General features: G+C 41.5%; 18 protein-coding genes. 10 read left to right on the forward strand and 8 right to left on the reverse strand.

Annotated features, from left to right (window positions below):
• Positions 1-74: 74 nt before the first annotated feature.
• The 3 genes from GTQ34_RS13650 (at position 75) to ctlX (ending at position 3,522) form a co-directional block, all read left to right on the forward strand.
• Entirely contained in the window at positions 75-1,361 is a 1,287-nt protein-coding gene (locus GTQ34_RS13650) for a citrate synthase (RefSeq protein ID WP_166524368.1), read from the forward strand.
• 256 nt (positions 1,362-1,617) lie between these two features.
• Positions 1,618-2,532, forward strand: coding sequence for a dimethylarginine dimethylaminohydrolase family protein (locus tag GTQ34_RS13655; protein ID WP_166524369.1), 915 nt, complete (start codon positions 1,618-1,620; stop codon positions 2,530-2,532).
• 84 nt (positions 2,533-2,616) lie between these two features.
• Complete coding sequence (ctlX, locus tag GTQ34_RS13660) at positions 2,617-3,522, forward strand: citrulline utilization hydrolase CtlX (RefSeq protein ID WP_166524426.1); 906 nt, start codon at positions 2,617-2,619, stop codon at positions 3,520-3,522.
• Between the two features lie 220 nt (positions 3,523-3,742).
• Here the strand turns inward: ctlX and GTQ34_RS13665 are convergent, their stop codons facing one another.
• Entirely contained in the window at positions 3,743-5,230 is a 1,488-nt protein-coding gene (locus tag GTQ34_RS13665) for a BCCT family transporter (RefSeq protein WP_166524427.1), read from the reverse strand.
• A gap of 207 nt (positions 5,231-5,437) precedes the next feature.
• Here GTQ34_RS13665 and GTQ34_RS13670 point away from each other — a divergent pair, with 207 nt between their 5' ends.
• The 5 genes from GTQ34_RS13670 to GTQ34_RS13690 all read left to right on the forward strand — a co-directional run bounded on the left by GTQ34_RS13670 (position 5,438) and on the right by GTQ34_RS13690 (position 8,349).
• On the forward strand, positions 5,438-5,887 hold the full coding sequence (locus tag GTQ34_RS13670; RefSeq protein WP_166524370.1) for a hypothetical protein: 450 nt from the start codon (positions 5,438-5,440) through the stop codon (positions 5,885-5,887).
• 35 nt (positions 5,888-5,922) lie between these two features.
• Positions 5,923-6,411 carry a hypothetical protein gene (locus tag GTQ34_RS13675; RefSeq protein ID WP_166524371.1) on the forward strand — a complete coding sequence of 163 codons (489 nt, stop codon included), beginning with the start codon at positions 5,923-5,925 and terminating at the stop codon, positions 6,409-6,411.
• Positions 6,404-6,556: a hypothetical protein gene (locus tag GTQ34_RS13680; protein WP_166524372.1), complete on the forward strand. Its 153-nt coding sequence runs from the start codon at positions 6,404-6,406 to the stop codon at positions 6,554-6,556. The genes GTQ34_RS13675 and GTQ34_RS13680 overlap by 8 nt, the downstream gene beginning before the upstream one ends.
• 83 nt (positions 6,557-6,639) lie before the next feature.
• Entirely contained in the window at positions 6,640-7,407 is a 768-nt protein-coding gene (locus GTQ34_RS13685; RefSeq protein ID WP_166524373.1) for an abortive infection system antitoxin AbiGi family protein, read from the forward strand.
• A gap of 306 nt (positions 7,408-7,713) precedes the next feature.
• A complete protein-coding gene (locus GTQ34_RS13690; RefSeq protein WP_166524374.1) occupies positions 7,714-8,349 on the forward strand; it encodes a DUF6563 family protein in 636 nt (211 codons plus the stop codon).
• A 14-nt stretch (positions 8,350-8,363) separates the two neighbouring features.
• Here the strand turns inward: GTQ34_RS13690 and GTQ34_RS13695 are convergent, their stop codons facing one another.
• The 4 genes from GTQ34_RS13695 to GTQ34_RS13710 all read right to left on the reverse strand — a co-directional run bounded on the left by GTQ34_RS13695 (position 8,364) and on the right by GTQ34_RS13710 (position 12,450).
• On the reverse strand, positions 8,364-9,866 hold the full coding sequence (locus GTQ34_RS13695) for a carboxypeptidase-like regulatory domain-containing protein (RefSeq protein ID WP_166524375.1): 1,503 nt from the start codon (positions 9,864-9,866) through the stop codon (positions 8,364-8,366).
• Between the two features lie 222 nt (positions 9,867-10,088).
• Positions 10,089-11,513: an SDR family oxidoreductase gene (locus tag GTQ34_RS13700; RefSeq protein WP_166524376.1), complete on the reverse strand. Its 1,425-nt coding sequence runs from the start codon at positions 11,511-11,513 to the stop codon at positions 10,089-10,091.
• Positions 11,510-12,028: a DUF1648 domain-containing protein gene (locus GTQ34_RS13705; RefSeq protein ID WP_166524377.1), complete on the reverse strand. Its 519-nt coding sequence runs from the start codon at positions 12,026-12,028 to the stop codon at positions 11,510-11,512. The genes GTQ34_RS13700 and GTQ34_RS13705 overlap by 4 nt, the downstream gene beginning before the upstream one ends.
• Complete coding sequence (locus GTQ34_RS13710) at positions 12,025-12,450, reverse strand: hypothetical protein (protein ID WP_166524378.1); 426 nt, start codon at positions 12,448-12,450, stop codon at positions 12,025-12,027. The genes GTQ34_RS13705 and GTQ34_RS13710 overlap by 4 nt, the downstream gene beginning before the upstream one ends.
• Before the next feature lie 105 nt (positions 12,451-12,555).
• On the opposite strand from GTQ34_RS13710, the gene argS reads away from it, so the two are divergent.
• On the forward strand, positions 12,556-14,334 hold the full coding sequence (argS, locus tag GTQ34_RS13715; RefSeq protein WP_166524379.1) for an arginine--tRNA ligase: 1,779 nt from the start codon (positions 12,556-12,558) through the stop codon (positions 14,332-14,334).
• A 50-nt stretch (positions 14,335-14,384) separates the two neighbouring features.
• Here argS and GTQ34_RS13720 read toward each other — a convergent pair whose 3' ends face one another.
• A complete protein-coding gene (locus GTQ34_RS13720) occupies positions 14,385-15,113 on the reverse strand; it encodes a bacteriorhodopsin-like (RefSeq protein ID WP_166524380.1) in 729 nt (242 codons plus the stop codon).
• A 134-nt stretch (positions 15,114-15,247) separates the two neighbouring features.
• Here GTQ34_RS13720 and GTQ34_RS13725 point away from each other — a divergent pair, with 134 nt between their 5' ends.
• Positions 15,248-16,141: a Brp/Blh family beta-carotene 15,15'-dioxygenase gene (locus GTQ34_RS13725; protein WP_166524381.1), complete on the forward strand. Its 894-nt coding sequence runs from the start codon at positions 15,248-15,250 to the stop codon at positions 16,139-16,141.
• Here the strand turns inward: GTQ34_RS13725 and GTQ34_RS13730 are convergent.
• Together GTQ34_RS13730 and GTQ34_RS13735 are read right to left on the reverse strand one after the other, a co-directional pair.
• Positions 16,106-18,673, reverse strand: a complete 2,568-nt coding sequence (locus GTQ34_RS13730; RefSeq protein WP_166524382.1) for a TonB-dependent receptor — start codon at positions 18,671-18,673, stop codon at positions 16,106-16,108. The genes GTQ34_RS13725 and GTQ34_RS13730 overlap by 36 nt on opposite strands.
• The gene (locus tag GTQ34_RS13735; RefSeq protein WP_166524383.1) at positions 18,654-19,565 is read right to left on the reverse strand and encodes a FecR domain-containing protein; all 912 of its coding nucleotides are present in this window, start codon (positions 19,563-19,565) and stop codon (positions 18,654-18,656) included. Before GTQ34_RS13735 ends, GTQ34_RS13730 begins: the two co-directional genes overlap by 20 nt.
• Positions 19,566-19,667 lie beyond the last annotated feature (102 nt).

The following is a 19,667-nucleotide window of genomic DNA, read 5'->3' on the forward strand; positions in this document are numbered from 1 at the left end:
GCGTTAGAAATTGTTAATGGTTGCGCTTTTTCGTAATTTTCATGTCCTATTTTGTTAATCTTTTAAATCATAAAATGTCGGATAAAGCTATACTCGAATATGGAGGGAATCGATATGAATTCCCGGTAATCAAAGGTACTGAAGATGAATTGGCCGTAGATATAAAAACGCTAAGGGCTAGCACCGGCATGGTGACCATAGATCCGGGCTATAAAAATACAGGTTCGTGCGAAAGCGCAATTACCTTTTTGGATGGCGAAAAGGGAGTTTTGAGGTATCGTGGATATTCCATTGAGGAGTTGGCCGAAAAGGCAGATTTCTTGGAAGTGGCCTACCTGCTTATTTTCGGAGAGCTGCCCAATGAGCAACAACTTGAGAAGTTCCATAATGACATTAAAGAAGAATCGCATGTAGATGAGGAAATGAAGAAGATTTTGGATGCCTTTCCAAAAGCGGCCCATCCGATGGGAGTACTTTCCTCGCTGACAAGTGCGCTAGTTGCTTTCAATCCTATTTCTGTGGATGTATCATCCGAATCGGCCATGTACAATTCCATTGTGCGCATTTTGGCTAAATTCCCCGTGTTGGTAGCCTGGACACAACGTAAAAAGAAAGGTCTGCCTTTGGATTATGGTGATGATACGTTGGGTTACGTGGAGAACATTCACAAAATGATGTTCAAAAAGCCCAATCAAGAATATAAGAAAAATCCGATTGTTATTGATGCCTTGGACAAGTTGTTGATTTTGCACGCCGACCATGAGCAGAACTGTTCAACGTCCACAGTGCGAATTGTGGGATCATCACATGCCGGACTGTTTGCCTCCCTTTCCGCAGGAATTTCCGCACTTTGGGGGCCCTTGCACGGAGGTGCTAATCAAGCTGTGCTCGAAATGCTTAAGGCCATTGAGGAAGATGGCGGGGATACAAAAAAATATATGGCCAAGGCCAAGGATAAAAATGACCCCTTCAGGTTGATGGGATTTGGACACCGTGTCTACAAGAATTTTGACCCACGGGCCAGAATAATCAAAAAATCCGCAGACGAGGTGTTGGGTAGTTTAGGCATTGAGGACCCTATTTTAGACATAGCCAAAGGTTTGGAAAAAGAAGCCTTGGAAGATGCATATTTCGTGAAAAGAAAATTGTACCCCAATGTGGATTTCTATTCTGGCATTATTTATAGGGCCTTGGGGATTCCAACGGAGATGTTCACGGTTATGTTTGCTCTAGGTAGGTTGCCAGGGTGGATAGCCCAATGGCGCGAAATGCGATTGCGAAAAGAACCCATAGGAAGACCACGACAAGTGTACATTGGGGAAAACCATAGGCCGTTTGTTCCATTGGATAAGCGGAAATAGAATTAAAAAAGAGTGGCTCTGCCGCTCTTTTCTTTTTAAAACCATGGATTTATTGTCCCAATTTGCCAGTAGCATCAATGGAAAATCACCTACCGTAATCAGAACTGCAATTCCAAGAAAACAAGGAAAGCTTTTTCATTTTTCTGAATGGTAATTAGAGGGTAAAACATTAGATTTGTTTCAACTTTTTTGGGACCTGTTCCCAACACTTTCCAGACCTTTTCATGAAACCAAAAGGTCCGAAAACAAATAGGATATGATGCACTTGAATATAGTTGATGAGACCAGTCCTTTAAAGGCAGTTATTTTGGGGACGGCCAAAAGCTGTGGCCCTGTTCCAAAACCCGAGGATGCATACGACCCAAAATCCTTGGAACACATACTGGCGGGAACCTATCCCAAAGAAGAGGATATGGTCAAGGAGATGGAAGCTTTTCAGGGCGTTTTTGAAAAATATGGGGTTAAAGTCTACCGCCCTGAAGTATTGGAAGATTGCAACCAAATTTTTACTAGGGACATTGCTTTTGTAATCGAGGATAAACTCTTTCATGCCAATATTTTGCCGGATAGGGAACGTGAATTTGAGGCCATCCATGAAGTTTTGGAAAAAATTGATCCAAACAAAATCATCAGGCCACCTGAAGAAGTGCACATAGAAGGAGGCGATGTAATGCCATGGAATGAACATATTTTTGTTGGAACCTATACCGAGGAAGATTACCCGGACTATATCACTGCCCGAACAAACAAAGAGGCCGTTGAGTATCTAAAGAAATTGTTTCCTGAAAAGCAGGTGAAAGCTTTTGAACTGCGAAAATCCAACACCGACCCCAAAGAAAATGCTCTACATTTGGACTGTTGTTTTCAACCCGTGGGAAAAAACAAGGCCATTTTGCACAAAAATGGGTTTTTAGTGGAAGAGGAATACCAATGGCTGGTTGATTATTTTGGGAAGGAAAACGTGTTTGAGATTACCAAAGACGAGATGTACCAAATGTTCAGCAATGTATTTTCCATATCTCCAGAAGTGGTGGTTTCCGAAAAAAACTTCACCCGATTGAACCAATGGCTTCGAGAACAAGGTTTTACCGTGGAGGAGATTCCCTATGCCGAAATAGCAAAACAAGAAGGATTGTTACGATGCAGCACTATGCCTTTGATACGAGAATAAAACTTTTATACATACCGACCTGCTGCCACAGGTAATTCTAAACTCTAATTACAATTGAACAAGCAAATTACCAACACCATTTTAATGATTCGTCCGGTAAATTTTCGGATGAACGAGCAAACAGCGGTCAACAATTATTTTCAGGAAGACATCCAAATCAAGAACACCGAAATCAATCAGAAGGCGCAACAAGAGTTTGACCAGTTTGTTTCAGTACTTCGGGAACATGGCGTAAACGTTGTAGCGGTGGATGACACCAAAGAGCGGGATACCCCAGACTCCATTTTTCCCAACAACTGGGTATCCTTCCACCAAAACGGAACGGTCTGTGTGTATCCGATGTTTGCCGAGAACCGACGCAAGGAGCGAAGAGAAGACCTTTTTGACCTATTGGAAGAGGAAGGCTTTATAATCAATAATATTATAGACTATACCTCGGCCGAGGAGGAAGGGGTGTTTTTAGAAGGCACTGGAAGTATCCTAAAAGATCGTGTGAATCAAAAAGCGTATTGTGCGTTATCGCAGCGTGCCCATGAAGATCTATTCATTGAATTCTGTGAGGACTTTGATTGCTTTCCCGTAATCTTTCATGCCAATCAATCGGTGGATGGGCAGCGATTGCCCATTTATCATACCAATGTTATGATGGCCATGGCAGAAACCTTTGTGGTGATTTGCTTGGATACCATAGACGACAAAAAAGAGCGAAAAAATGTGGTGGACCATATCAAAAAGGACGGACGTGAAATCATTGAGATTACCGAAGCGCAGATGTACCACTTTGCCGGGAATATGCTTCAGGTTATTGGTAAGGATGACAAACGCTATATGGTGATGAGCTCAGCCGCTTACAATAGTTTAAGGCAAGATCAAATAGAAGCCATTCGAAAGCATTGTGAAATCATCCACAGTCCTTTGGACACCATTGAAACTTGTGGAGGCGGTAGTGCCCGTTGCATGATGGCGGAAGTTTTCTTGCCAAGGGCCTAAGATTACATGGTTATATCATTCTGAGCGAAGGGGTCGCTTCCCTTTTTAGAGTTTTTTACACAAATTATTCCAATTGTCACGAATCCTATGCTTGTTTATTGGATGTGGTCTGTCATTTCGAACCCAGTCCTAAGTACAACGAAGGGGCTGTGAGAAATCTTTTTGTGGCAGTTTAGATTTCCTCAATCGTCGCTTCGCATCTCCTTTCAGAATGACCCCATTACCCTTTACCTTTTCCAAATCCTGTCAAAAAAACCGCAACCATAAACACCATAAAGAACGCGAAAGGGAGGGAGGTGACAATCAACAATTTTTGTACGGCCACCAGGACGTCAATATCGGATTTGGCGTATCCCAAAAGAATTAGAGCCAGGGTGGTGAAAAGTATCAGCACCGACCAGATAAGCCGATGCTTTCTATCTGGGTTGGGGTTGCCCTTGTCCGTGAACATGCTCAGCACAAAAACCGCAGAATCCACCGAGGTGACCAAAAAACTGACCAAAAGAAGGATAGTGACCCCATTGAGTAACCCGGATAGAGGGTACGCACTCAGGAACACGAAGATGGAGGAAAACACATCTGCAAATTCGCCGTTGTAGCTGCCCCAGGTTGCTATGATTTCAAAAGCGGAGGTGCCAAAGATCGAAAACCAAAAGAAGGTACCCAACGATGGCAGGATCAGTACACCTAAAAGCATTTGCCGCAGGGTTCTTCCCCGGGAAATACGAGCGATAAAGATGCCCGTAAATGGTGCCCAGGCCAACCAAAAGGCCCAATAGTAGAACGTCCAATCCGTAAGAAAGGCGATGCCGGGGTTGTATTTCCCCACCGCTAGGCTCATGGGGATAAAATCGATAAGATATTGCAGTGAAGCTTTTCCAAAGGAAAGCAAAATCTGACCCATATTGCTGTTGACAAACACAAAGGCCAACAAGAGCAGCGTGACGGCAATGTTAAACTTGGAAATTTGCTTGATGCCCTTGTCCACCCCCATCCAGACCGAGATAAAGGCGATGGTGGAAATCAACACGGCAAGCAATAGGGTGATTACTACCCCGAAATTGGAATTGAACGCATGGTTGAGACCTCCTGTGATTTGTGCTGTTCCCAACCCCACGGCAGCTATAAGCCCAAAAACGGTGGTAAGGATGGCCAAAATATCGATGGCATTGGCACGTTTACGTCCCTTAAACTTTTGGGGCACCGCACTGCTGACCAACACTTTTTGTTTTTTGATAAAGAGCGCATGCCCAATGACTAGGGCAAAGATGCCATAAAAAGCCCATGCCGTAAACCCCCATTGGTAAAAGGTAAACTCTAGGGCCAAAATCTCCGGTGCGCTGTTGGAGGGAAACGGCGGATTTTGTTGCATAAACACCGGTTCTTGAACCGCTCGGAGCAAAATACCAGCCCCCATGCCCGTACTGTAAAGCATACTGGCCCAGGCCCAGGTGGAATGTTCCGGTTTTTCCTCGGGATTGCCCAGTTTACAGGTACCCCAGGGTGAAATAGCAATACCCAATAGTAACAACACACAGCCCAACCCCAAATACAGGTAGAAATACCCAAAATAGTTCCGCACCCAAAGCGATAGGGATTCTATGGACTGGTAGCTCCACTGCGTAAATAGGAACACCACAGCCGAAAACAGCACCAAAAGCCCGGTGGAAACGGAGAGTAACTTGTTATTTTTTAGGAATTGGAAAATGGGTTTATGGGTTTGGTATACCCGAAGGTACTGATCTTTGGTGTAAGGGTAAAAGCTAAAGGTAGAAAGGCTGAAGGTATATGGTTAAGACTTTACCTTAACCTTATATCCAACACCTTTCAACTTACGTAAGATAAATTACCAAAAAATGTGGTATCTTCATAGTGGCCTGATCAGGTAAACTATCCAATTCCAAACCTTTGGTTTATGTTACTAAACATTGTTCGTGGCTTTGGTATTCATTGGAGACGTTTATTACTTGCCCTACTCAATACTTTTGGGAATACTTTTAACAATAGAAGCGCAATGATACTGGATGAAATTAGAGAGCAATTAGCTAATAAAATAATGATTGATTTGGACGTTTGGAATGACGTATTAAATGATACTACACCAGGAAATTATGGCTGTAATCATTGGGATGCGTCTGTGGATTATCAGGATATTTATGTAAATATTCCTGAAAGGACTTTTGTTGTAAATAGTGGCAGTTTTTCAGCAAATTTGGTAATGGGTGCTAGTAAAGGAGAACACAGCTTCAATGAAAATTATAGCAAACCCTTTTCGGCAAATGGAAAGTTTGACTTTAAAAACTCTAAAGAGATTATTATTACCGAAATTTCAATTGATATTGATTCCGATATCTACGGTGGGTAATCATATAAGGTCTTTTTTTATAAACTGTTTTAAAAATGGAAAATAGAAATTCAGAGATATTAGCTCAGAAATCAAGAGAATTGTTAAGTGATCAACTAAATTCAATTGATGCAAATAACAATAAAGCTGGAATCTTTGTTTCAATATCTTCTCTTTTTATCCCATTGGCCTTTAATTTGCTTGATAATTTTGACAAGAACATTGGGTGGATTTCAATATTTGCTGTACCAATAATGTTGAATTTGATAGGACTTTATTTCCTAGTCAAATCATTATTTCCAAAGAAGGTATTTCATGGAATGAATTTCAGCCAATTTGATAATCTAATCAACAAAGATGATGTAAGGGACATTTTCGATTTTGAGATTGGAGCAAATAGAGACTCGTTTGTGGACAATCAGGGGACACTGAATAAACAAAACAACAATTTGAAATTTGGACTTACTTTTATATACGTAAGCGCCGTTTGTCTGACCCTAATCATTTTGATACAACTTTTAATTATAAACAATTGTAATGGCTGAAGAAAACGACAGTAGTAGTTCGGGAAATTCTAATGGAAGCAATAACTCTGGAAACCGCGGTAGACAGATTCCTCAAACTGATCCTTCTCAAAGATCAACTATTGAAAAAGGAGGAGACCAAGGGGGCGATAGTCTAAAAAAATAAAATTTGTCTTTTTCAGAATGCTTCCCGATTTGTAAAGTAATAGTAGAAACATAGCGTTATGCGCAGTTTGCTAGAATTACCTAATGAGCAATATTAGTTCAAATAGTCTGTTTCATTTTACCCCAAAAAGGGAATATCTTCTCAACATTCTGAGACAAACTTTCGTGCCGAGGTATTGTTTCGAGGAAATACAACTTAGTGACCAGCTGAAGAGAGAAAAATTTGAATCAGCTATACCTATGGTTTGTTTTTGCGATATATCATTAAGCCAAATTAGCAATCATATTAAAACTTATGGGGAATACGGTATTGGAATGACAAAAGAATGGGGAATCAGGAACAAGTTGAACCCGATTATTTATATTAACCCTAACTCAAACGTATCAGAATCTATTAGCAAATTAGCTGAAAGTGTTTACCAAGCATTAGATAAATATTGCGGTGAGGTAACAAAGGGAATATCTGATGAATTTATGAATCTTTCTAACTTCCTAAAACCGTACAAGGGTAATTTTAAAAGAGGAGATAAGATTTACAAGAATGTCCGGTTTTATAATGAAAGAGAATGGCGTTATGTTCCAAAGATTGAATTCGATTCAGATGTAGGGAATTACCTTGACAAATCCCATTATTCGAAACCAGAGGTTCTGCAAGAGGAAAATGCCAAACTATTAGATTATCGATTAGGTTTCAAACCAAAAGACATAAAGTACATTTTTGTAAAGGATGATAATGAAATTCACCAAATGATGACTGAATTAAGGAACATAAAACAAAGATTTAGTCCGAAAGAGATTGACATTTTGACATCCAAAATAATAACTACCAAGCAAATAAAAGAGGACTTTTAAACCGGTGAATATTAGGTCTAAAATACGGGATTACCTCCTCAAAACCCATACTACCCCGCGTAGCGCCGCTACCACCTCGCGTACCTCTTTCCGGTCAAAGGAATCTTCTTCTAAATAAAATAGCATTTCTATGCCAAAGTCTAAAACTTTAGCCAGTTCTTCTGTTGAACCGTAGGTATCGTTGAACCATTCGAAAAAGTGTTCGGCCCGTTAAAGATCTTTCACGGGTGCAATTTCTCTATAAAATTTATGCGGTAGTACTGTGAATTCGTAGTATTTTGGGTACAGAATTAATTAAATCAACCTATGAAAAATGTTTTCCCCCTGCTTGTTCTTATTCTCATATGCAACAAACTTTCTGCCCAAACCGAATCTTATCCCAAAGGTGGTTATGCCAGTTTTCAGGAAGTTTTGGAGCGAAGCCCCTCCGCTGATTATAATCTGGAGATTGAAAAACGTTCCGAAGGAAAAATTTGGATGAGCGCTGGTAACGACTACCAGCTGAATCCTCTGGAAAAGTCGGTAAAAAAGAAATACTTGCGCAAAGAACTGCATGCCTATGCTGACGGCACCGATTTGTATTTGAATGGCTACAAGTATGAGATTCAATTTTGGTATAGCAAGGTTGAGGCGGAAAATGACGAATGTTTTCTTTTTAGGGCAGGCCTACCCTCCAATTTTGAACGTTATGGGATAGAAACTTCTGCTTTACCCAATATGTTTGGAGGTATTTTCGCCGGTTTGAGTGCTGGCAAAAGGGCTTTGATTCGCGTGCCCTACATATTGTATAAGGAAACCGAAGAGGTTTACCTTATCACTGACAAGGATCTTATGCACTATATGGGAGATGACAAAGATTTATGGGAACGGTATACCAATGACTCTGAAAAAAATGACATCGATATCCTTATGCGCTACTTAAGCGAATGGGTCAACAAATAAAAAGATAGCAATCCCTACTTGGCCTCCTCCACCGTAAACTCCCTTATGGCCTGGTTGGGTTCCATAATGGTATAACCTTGCCAAAACTCGGGGTTATAGGTAGGCATATAGGTGGCCTCCACGGTCTTGTCCTCGGTAAATTCCTCGTATTCGGGTGCGCCGATCAGGCTGTTGCTAAATACCACCAGTTCCCATTTGTTGGTGTTTCCCATTCTAAAATCAATGTTGAGCAGCAGTTCGTTCTGTTTGCGGCGGCCTTTTACGTTTTTGTTCTTTTCCACCACTTTTAGGGGTCGGTCCACGGCAAAATACTGTCCAAAGCTGAGGTCCATAAATTGGAGCTCGTACCTTTTGTTGGGGAGTTGGGCAAAACGCATGGTGCCCTTGTACAGCACTTCGCGGTAGGTAATGCCCAACAGCTTAAAGTTGCGCAGGCGCTGTACGTTTTCAAAATCCATACGCATCACGGCAAAATCTTCAATGTTGATATAGAGCCGCCCCTTAAAATCCGCACTGCTGCGGTCGGGCCAAAAATCAATCACATAGACCCCTTTATCGGCAATGTCAGCATAGCCCACGAGTTTAAAATCGTACCGGCGCGTCTTGTCAATCACATCCAGTTTGGTGTCTTCTTTATAATACAGCTCTTTCAACAACTCCCGGAACACATAACGCTGTCCGTCCAACAACCCATTGATGCTGTCCTTTTCCAGCTCATCCTGCACCGCTTCGGCCTGCTCTTCTTCCATATCGGCCAAAATGGAATCTACCTGCACCTTTTGGCTAAAAATCCCAGATTTTATCTTCAAATAGGAATCCGGTTTGATGTTCTTGGTAAAAATATCCTCCATCTTGGCCCCGAGATCCTCCATGGAGGCGATTTCTTTTTTGTCATACAGATCAGCGGCTTTTATAATGTCCAGTTTGTATTTGCCATCGTTCAGATAGAGGTCACCCAAGGTTTCGGTATAGTGATGGGCATTTCTGGGGATAGAGGCCGCCAAACTGTCCATCAATGCCTTGTTGAGTTCCTTGATGCTGGATTTCTCAAACCCAAAATCCACTTTCTGGATGTTGCCCAATTCGGACTTCCGTAGGAAGAAGCGCTGTTTTACGGGCTCGTTGTTCAGGTTCTGGGGCAAACGCTCTTTCATTTTTTCCAAGATTTCCTCCACGGTGAGTTCCTTGTCAAATAGGTACACCCCGCTGAGCTCAATGGCCTTGGGTTGTAAGGCAAGCACACTGTCCTGCAACTGCTCCAATGCAAATCCTTTTTTCGCATACCCCATGGACGAAACATAGATGGAATCGAGTAGGGTGGTGGTGTCATCCACTACAAAACTAAAACGGCCCTCCTCATTGGTGATCACCCCTTGGTATTCCCCATATTGCACGGTGGCGTAGGGAATCCCTTTTTGGGTCTTGGCATCTATCAGTTGGGAGCTGATGGTTTGACCAATAAGGGATGTTGTGAAAAGGAATGAAAAACAAAATAATAGAAATGGGGTCTTGCTCATATTCGTTTTTTGATGCATTTGTTTTAAAGACAGGGCAACCCTAAAAGGGTTGCATGGTATTAGGACGAATTTCATTGGGATTTGTAACACGAATTATTCCAAAAAAAAGCCTGTTTAAATATTTTGTCATTTCGAACTGAGCGGAGCGAGTGTAAGAAATCTAAAACTTCAAGAGAGATTTCCCAATCATCATTGTACGCCTCATGTCGAAATGACTAGAAATCAACTTTTTGCTATGTTTCGAATCATGCCGCCAAAAATAAAGTAGTGGAAGGGCAGCACACTGTACCAGTACAGTCTGCCCCAGAGTCCTCTAGGTCGGAATGTTGCGGTTTGATGCAGCTTCTTGTTTTCATCAATTCTAAATTCGAGCCACGCCTCGCCCGGAGTTCGCATCTCTGCAAAGAGCAAGAGGCGTTTTCCTTTTTTGTCCGCCAAGAGCACACGCCAAAAATCGAGCGCGTCCCCGGGATAGATTTTATCTGGATGCGTACGTCCGCGACGCAGCCCGGGACCGCCGTTCAGTTTGTCCAAAAATCCCCGTATTTTCCAGAGCCAACTGCCGTAGTACCAACCGGTTTCTCCACCAATGCGCCAAATTTTGTCCAAAACAGCCTGTTCATCTTCAATGGATATCATTTGTTCATCTTTAAGCACACCATATTTGGGCACTTGGATGTATTTTTCGAGGTCTTCGCTTATTTGCCCGCTGGCGATGCTATCTTTCCAACTACTGACCACCAAATTTTGTTCGATTTTTTTAAAGGCCATATCAATCGCCTGTTCATAAGTGTGGGTTTCAATGCCCAATAGCTGCTGTAATCTATTGTCCTTGGCCACGACTTCCATCTTCATACTGTCCACCAAGTTAATGGCCAGTTTATAGGAGGTGGAGGTGACAAAATAGAGCCAGTAGGAGGAGAGTTTGGGGGTCATCACGGGAACGGTCCATATCCAGTTTTTGAAGCCACGTACCTTGGCGTAGCCTTTTAGCATGTCTTTGTAGGTGAGCACATCCGGGCCTCCAATGTCGAACGATTGGTTATAGGTATCAGTATGTCCCAAAACCCCGGTCAAAAATTGGATCACATCCCGTATGGCAATGGGTTGGGTTTTTGTCAGCACCCATTTTGGGGTGATCATCACAGGTAGTTTCTCGCATAGATCACGAATGATTTCAAAAGAGGAACTTCCGGAACCTACAATGATGCCCGCACGGAGCACAGTCAAATTAAAGGAACCTTGATAGAGAATGTCCTCTACATTTTTTCGGGAACTCAGATGTTTGGAAAGTTCTTCGTTGTTGACGATTCCACTGAGATAGATCACCTGTTGCACATCGGTCTTGGCCAGATAGGTGTTGAAATTGTGGGCAGCAATGGCCTCTTTTTCATCAAAATCGGAAATGGAAGAGGTCATGGAGTGGATGAGATAATAGGCGGCATCAATGTCCTGCGGAATTTTTTCTTCCTGAACTTCCTCTAAAAAGTCCACTTCAATCACCTCAATTTTTGAGCGTAATTTGGCATCGACCGAGAGGCGTTTTTCATCTCGGACAGCGCAAATCACATCATGTCCCATTTCCAGCAATTTGGGCAGCAGTCGCATACCAATGTAACCGTTGGCACCGGTGAGTAGTATTTTCATCTATCGGAAAGGGTGAACATTTTATAAATAAAGTAGAAAGGCACCAGCCCATTCACTACCCATAAGCCAATCAATAGTTGCACGTCCACGGTATCGACCAAGTTTTTTACCTTAAGGAGGATGACGGCCGTGGTGATCAAAAAAGCAATTACAAAACAAAGATTCATTACGGTTACCATCCGGAGCATCGTGGCATATAGTTTTGGCGCATTTTTTTCCGTAACCTTGACTGGATAATTCATTTGGTGGGGCCTCATTTTGGAAATCAAAAACCCCAACCCCATATACATTAGGGCACTGATAAAAGGTATGATCCACAAGCTGAGTTTATGCCCATAGCCATCTACTTGACCTTCCCAATTGAAATGGGTGGGAATGGTCTCGGGCAGGTCAAAGTAAAAAAGGAGTACCAAAACTGCATTAAAAGCTACGATTGCCCACCCTGCCCGGGTCAAGCTTTTGTCCAAAGTGGTGGGTTTGACCTCTATTTTGGGATGGCTCTTTAATAGACTCATAGATCTTCTATTGAGGTTGGCGCATTATCGGCTTTGTAATCCATCAGCTTTTTGAAGTACTTCTGTATGGCTTTGGTGTCCGACCTAACTTTGATGAAATAATGGTCTCTGTAGATGGAATGGATGGCCAAATCACCTTTGTACACACTCAGTTTGTAATACGGTATAACCAAGGCATAGGTTTCCAACAACGAACGGAATCTTACAATGATGCCCTTGGGCCGCATTTCAATATTGCAGGAGTTCAGATTATTGTCCAAAATCAGCAAATTTTGGATTTCAATGCTCGTCTCTGTAATAAACAATTTTGGTGACCCTATTCCCCCCAGGGCAAGACGTTCTTTTATCGAAAAAGGTTTGCCCACCGCTTCGTCAATTTTTTGGGTAATTTTCTTGTCATTATAGGATACGTTCAGTAGCATGCTTAAAATTAATCAAAATTGTACCTATCTCTGGGGCAATGCCCCGGGAATTATGTTACAATAGGCCAAAAAATATGTAGTTTTGCGGGCTGAAACGCAATTTAGATGAGTTTGCAGGATCAATTGACCCAAAAAGTGAAGGAGGCGGTGAAACAACTTCACCAGATAGATTTGCCTTCTGTGGAATTTCAACCTACCCGAAAAGATTTTGAGGGTGATATTACGGTGGTTGTGTTTCCGCTCTTGCGCTTTGTTAAGCAAAATCCTGTGGAGCTGGGCAACCAAATAGGGGCTTTTTTACAGGAGCATATGGATGAAGTAGCCAAGTTCAACGTGGTCAAAGGTTTTTTAAACCTCGTGATTGCAGACGGATACTATCTCAATTTTTTCAATGAGATTAGGGATGAAGTGGATTTTGGCTATGTAAAAAGTACCTCTCAGGATGCCGTAATGGTGGAATATTCCTCGCCCAACACCAACAAGCCTTTGCATTTGGGACATATCCGAAACAACTTGTTGGGCTATTCCGTGGCTGAGATTTTAAAGGCTTCAGGAAAAAAAGTGTATAAGACCCAAATTATAAATGACAGAGGCATACACATTTGTAAAAGTATGCTGGCCTGGCAGAAATTTGGAAACGGAGAGACTCCTGTATCTTCGGAGCTGAAAGGCGACCATTTGGTGGGAAAGTATTATGTAGCTTTTGACAAGGTATACAAAGAGGAGGTTTCCCAGATGATAGCCGATGGTATGGAGCGGGAAAAGGCCGAAAAAGAAGCTCCCATCTTATTGGAAGCCCAAGAAATGCTTCGTAAATGGGAGGCTGGAGATGATGAAGTGGTCGCGCTTTGGAAAAAGATGAACGGATGGGTGTATGATGGATTTGAAACGACCTATAAGAATTTGGGTGTCGATTTTGACACACTCTATTATGAAAGTGACACCTATCTACTGGGCAGGGATGTGGTAAAGGATGGTCTTGAGAAAGGCGTTTTCTTTAAAAAAGAAGATGGCAGTGTTTGGATTGATCTTACGGAAGATGGCCTAGATGAAAAGATTGTACTGCGTTCCGATGGCACGGCCGTATACATGACCCAAGATATTGGTACAGCCATCCAACGGGCAACTGATTTTCCTGATATTAATGGAATGGTCTATACCGTTGGGAACGAACAGGACTATCACTTTAAGGTACTGTTCCTGATATTGAAAAAATTGGGCTATTCTTGGGCCGAACGATTGTATCACCTGAGCTATGGTATGGTGGACCTGCCGAGCGGTAAAATGAAAAGTCGGGAAGGGACTGTGGTAGATGCTGATGACCTTATTAAAAATATGGAGGACACTGCCGCCGAGATTTCCCAAGAGCTGGGAAAATTGGAGGGTTATTCCGAAGAAGAAAAACAGTGTTTGTACCGAACCATTGGATTGGGGGCCTTAAAATATTATATTTTAAAAGTGGACCCCAAGAAACGGATTTTGTTCAATCCGGAGGAGTCGGTTGATTTTCAAGGGAATACAGGGCCTTTTATTCAGTATACTTATGCGAGAATTCAATCCATACTTCGCAAGGCGGATTTTGATACCTTGACAGCACCAGACATGATCTTTGACCTCCATGAAAAAGAAAAGGAATTGTTGAAACTTATCCAATTGTTTCCAGAAACCGTACAATTGGCCGCTGAAAATTATAGTCCCGCCTTAATTGCGAACTATACGTATGATTTGGTGAAGGAGTTCAACTCGTTTTATCAACAAGTGTCCATTTTGGGAGAACCGAATACCGATAAAAAAGTGTTCAGGGTGCAGTTGAGCAAAAAGGTAGGGGAAGTGATTCGGTCTGCGTTCAAACTTTTGGGAATTGACGTTCCAGAACGGATGTAATAAAAAAAGGCCATGTTTCCATGACCTTTCTTCTTAACCAACTAAATCAATTATTCATTGGAAGTGGCTGTTACCGCCAAATTGTAAACAACAAGTCCAAAACCAATTTTGTTTATGGCATCACCAATGTTATAAACAACATCCATAGAAAGACCGCTAAAGATACCATCATACCATCCAGGAGTTCCGGCCATATAACCGATTGGATAGATAGCCCATCCTACCAATACGAACCAGCATAGCATTCTGTGGGCAGAAAGCACAGCACCACCGGCTTCACGGGCAATTTTGTTTGCTCCGCCCAGCCATATCTCATATACGATTACAAAATAGGCGATACCTGAGATTAGACCCCATATTTGGGCTTGGTCCCTGTAGACTGTTTCTCCTAAGTAACCCGTTACCAACATAACAACAGAGAGAAGAATCAGTTTCCACATTAAGGATTTTTTGGCTCCTGCAACTTTTAAAATCAAGTAGAACTCGACACACATAAGCGGAACGGTCAAAATCCAGTCCACGTAGCGGAAGAACGTTGGAGACTCGCCATTCACCGCCCAATAGTCGCGCATGTACCAATAGTGTACTGCGGCAATGAATGTTATCAACCCGGAAACAAGGATTGAGGTTCTCCACTTTTTATCAAAACTATTCATTGATAAGAAGAAGAATGCAGCTGCTGCCATCATGGCCATACACCCCACAAAGAAGGTAAAGCCTACATAGTCGTTGGTGGCAATTTTGGCCACCATGGGCAAAGAAGTAATCAAACTTTCCATAGTATATATAATTATTAGTTTAATTTGTTTAATCAAATGTAATAATAATTAAACAAAATATTCATATTTTTGCGTAACTTTTTTTAAAAATTATTAAACAAAAGCTATTGTATTTTATCAGATCAACAAGTTTTATGATTGTGGCAACCGTATTTGGATTATGGTTGTCGGTCTTTCTTGGTGATAGGTCCGAAGCGATATTGTCCTATGTTTTGATATTGAGTTTTGGGGTGCTTCATGGGGCCAATGACATTGACCTGATTGGTGCTTATGCCAGAAAAAGAGGAATTAAAAAGTCTAATTTTCAATATGTTATAGTTTATTTACTCACTATATTATGTATTTGGTCCCTTTTTTATGTGTATCCGTTTTTGGCATTGATTGCCTTTGTGCTTATTAGCGGATATCATTTTGGCGAGCAACATTGGAATAAAAAAATAAGCTTTGCACCATTTTGGAAGGCTGTATTTTATTTTTTGTATGGCTCTTTCATTTTGTTTATGATATTTTATGTGAATAATGAACAAGTTCAAGTAATAATAGGAGAAATATCCGGAATTAAGTTATCCGGACAATTCTACCGCTTTACACTTATACTTTTAGGCTTACTTTTGGCAGTACAATGGGCATTGGGTCTTTTATTGGGGCATTTAAAGCACCAATTCTTCTTTGAGTTATTTCTCTTGGGAATTTTCTATGTGATTTTCAAGACCTCATCACTTTTACTTGGGTTCTGCATTTATTTTGTTATATGGCACAGTGTGCCCTCTCTATTGGACCAGATGAAGTTTCTGTATGGAGAAATAAGCGGGAAAGCCTTTCTTAAATACCTTAAAAGCAGCTTTATCTATTGGTTGATTTCAGTAATGGGCTTTTTTGGAATTTATCTGCTACTTGGCTCGGATGATGGTTTTTTGGTATCGGCTTTAATTTGTTTTTTGGCCGCTATTACGTTCCCACATGTATTTATTATGTCGCGACTTGAAAAATATTTAAAAGCTGACTCTAAAACTGACGTTGGGGGTTAGTCCAAGCGAAATGTTTTGAACCGTTTCTATCTGGTCGTTTTCATTAATGCGATAATATTGGTTCAAGGTGTTCTTTCTATTGGTTATGTTCAGTAGCGAAATGCCCGCACTGGCTTTTACACGGCGACTTAAATCAAAGTTGTATACAGCAGAGGCATCAGCTCGGAAATAGTCGGGCAATCGGCTGCTATTGGGTGTTTGGTAATTGATGCTGATAGGGAAAACCGTGGTGTCCAAGGCCTCATCACCCGCCAAAGGCTCCGTAATTGGCCTCCCTGTGCGGTAATTGACCCCCACACTCATTTTTAGGTTGCTGTAGGTGTAAGTACCTGCAAAGGTAAGGGTATGTCGAATGTCCAAATTGTTTGGAAAACTATTGGGCACGATAGACTCAAAGGTGTAATCGTTTTTGTTGTACGTATAGCTGAACCAAGTACTATAGTTATCCCCCCTTTTATTGATAAGAAACTCCATTCCTGCGACATCATAGCTTCCGATTTCTCCATTAAATTGGTCCTGGTTTTGAAATCCCTGGGTTCGGGTGCTTATACCGTCCACCTTTTTATAAAAGCCTTCAAGACCTAAGTACAAATTGTTTTTTTGGTAGTTGATGCCGACTGACCCTTGTTTGCTTTCTGTTATGGGAAGAATGTTGTCATCGGATAAAATCCAGCGACGTTTCTCAATACCCAAAAAATTTTGCTCCAAATCAATCACTTGATTGGTGGTCTGGCTTTTGAATTCTCCCAAAACCTCGGCCCTAAGGTAGTTGGCCAACCTAAAATTGAGATTCAGCCGGGGTTCCACCAAAACCTTGGAAAAGGTATCCAGATTTTCAATGTAATTTAAACGTGCCCCTATCTTGGCGATAAATCTGTTTTTAAAAGAAGCAAAATTGATTTCTGAGTATGGGGCGTATATGCGAATAACACCTTTGGTGTTGCTGTCAAAGTTGGGCTGTGATACAAAAGCTCGATTGACGATACCGGTTTCCACATATTGAAGGCCGTTTGACCATCCCAAGTTTTCCAAAAGTTCATATTGGGTGTCTAGTTTTATGGCCCGTTCGTCTACTATGTTTTTTTGATTGAGTATTTGAATCTGATTTGCAAAAATACTTTGGGCATCCAAATTGTAATTGGAATAGTACACGTTCAAATGGGACGAGAATCGGTTCGTCCAACGACTTACTAATTGCCCTCCAATAGAAAAGTTGTTCTGTTTCAAAATACTGTTGGTGGTCTCATCGTTCTCCACATCGGTTTCCTGATAATCCAGGTTGTTGGTAATACTGATGAAATTCAAACGAAATTGGTGGTCATCATTGATGTCATATAACAGCTTGCCCGTGAAATCATAAAAGAAAAAGTTTTCACTGCGTTCAATATCCTCGTCCACAGCAATGTTGTTCTGGTTGGTCACTTCGCTATCCTGAAAAGCCCTGTCGAAAAAGTTGTTGTATGTTGGTGTATTCAAAAAATCGGTGGTGGAGCGCCGGGCGGAAAATTGAAGGCCTATATTTTCGGAGATTGGAATTTGTCCAAAAATATCGCCACTGATAAGATTGACTCCGGCCCCCCCGGAAAAGTAATCGGGAACCTGATTGTTCGTCTCCATTTGAATTACGCTGCTTACGCCATCGCCAAAAGCAGCAGGGGTGCCATTTTTAATGACGGTGACTTTATCCGTTAGGTAGGGGTTAAAAGCAGAAATCAATCCAAAAAAGTGTCCGGATTGATACATTTTAATGCCGTTCCAAAGAATTAGGTTCTGGTCATTGGTGCCGCCCCTTACGTTTATATCTGAAACGGTTTCATCTATACTTTTTATACCCGGAAGTGCTTGGACGGTTTGCAGGACATCTGGTTCAATAAGGCCTGGCAAAATACCAAAATCGGCCGTGTTCAAGGTAATGCTCGCGTCTTTTTCCTTAATGATGCCCGAGGTAAGAAATTCATATACGATGACCTCATTTAATCTTTCGTATTGCTGTGCCAGCAGAATTTTGGAACAGCCCTTGTCTTTAAGTATTTCTTCCACCTTGATTACCTTTGTACTGTACCCCAGATAACGGATTCTCAATGAGGCATTCCGAGGGATATTTGATAAGGCAAAGGCACCGTCCGTTCCCGTTATTTGCGCAGTATCTGTACCCAGCACTTCCAAAGTGGCCCCTGGAATCGTATTTTCGGCAAAATTGTCCAAAACAAAACCACAGAGATTGACCAATGCGTTCTTGGACAGGCTGTAGTAGCGATCACTTATTTTTTCTATTGTGATTTGGAACTGGGTTTCAATGTGCTTCAGTACATCTTCCAGCGTGTTTAAATTATCGGTTGTGGACAATTCGATACCCTCCAAATCTTCATTCAGATATGAAAATTTGACACTGAACCGATTTTCCAATTTCTTGATATAAGAAATCAGGCTCACGGTATCTTGCTGTTCTTCCTGGGCTGTTAGGGTAGAGGAAAGCAACAGTAATAGCGCTGATAAAAACGTTATTTGGCTATTACGGAGTGTTCTCAGCATAAAAAAGTACATTATTGCCCTCTAATTTATAACGCAATTTTGAGGGGGAACTTATACTTTTCAAAGCCATATCTAAATCTGTGTTGCTAAAGGTACCGGTAAATCGAAGTTCGGTATCCACTTTTTCGGTTTTTACCTTGAGGTTGTATTGCCTTTCCAGTTCGTCAAAAACATACTGCAAAGGAATGTTTTCAAAACTACTTTCATTGTTTAACCAACTGGGCTGGATATCTTTGGCTTCGGAGGTGTTCAATTGTTCACCCTTGATGATTACAAAGGAGTTTCCGGCAGGCAACTGGGTTTCTTTTCCATCATAGGTTACGCTTACCAAGCCTTCATAACAGGTAACTTCAAAAAAGTTTTTCCTGTTTTCCACATTAAATTGGGTGCCCAGCACTGTAATGGTACCTTGACTGGTGGTAACTGTAAACTTCTTGCCTTTGGCAACTTTGAAGAAAGCTTCACCCTCGAGGGAGACATCACGTTTTTTATCCCATTTTTTTTCACTGAACGACACTCTGGAGTCAGCATTCAAAATAATTTCCGAATTATCGGGCAAGGTAACCTCGGTACGTTGAGCGTAGTCTGTGGAAACGGATTCGCCCAAATTGGACAAATAAAAATAGGAACTGGCAAGCAATATGGCAATAACAGCAGCCACTCGAAGAAACTTCTTGAAAGGATTGAGGCTGATAACCTTCGGTGCTTGGTCAATACGCTCTTCTTTAAGTCGCTTCCATGCTTGGTCCACGTCGAAATCCGGTCCTTCAAGAGCACCCGAAATCTCCTTAAGCTTCTGATAAGAGGCATATTCTTCGGAATTTTCAAATTCCTTGAGTTCCCCTTCCGTAAGCTCACCACTAAGCCATTTTGCCAAGTAATTTTCTTGCATGATTTCTATGCTTTACCTTATTTAAACAATTTGGTTATTAAAAACCCTACTTTTTCAATTTACAATTATTAATAAATTAGTTTGCGAGATATTTTTCTGCAA

Origin of the sequence: Flagellimonas ochracea, from assembly GCF_009903685.1 — a bacterium.
GTDB classification, from domain to species: domain Bacteria; phylum Bacteroidota; class Bacteroidia; order Flavobacteriales; family Flavobacteriaceae; genus Flagellimonas; species Flagellimonas ochracea.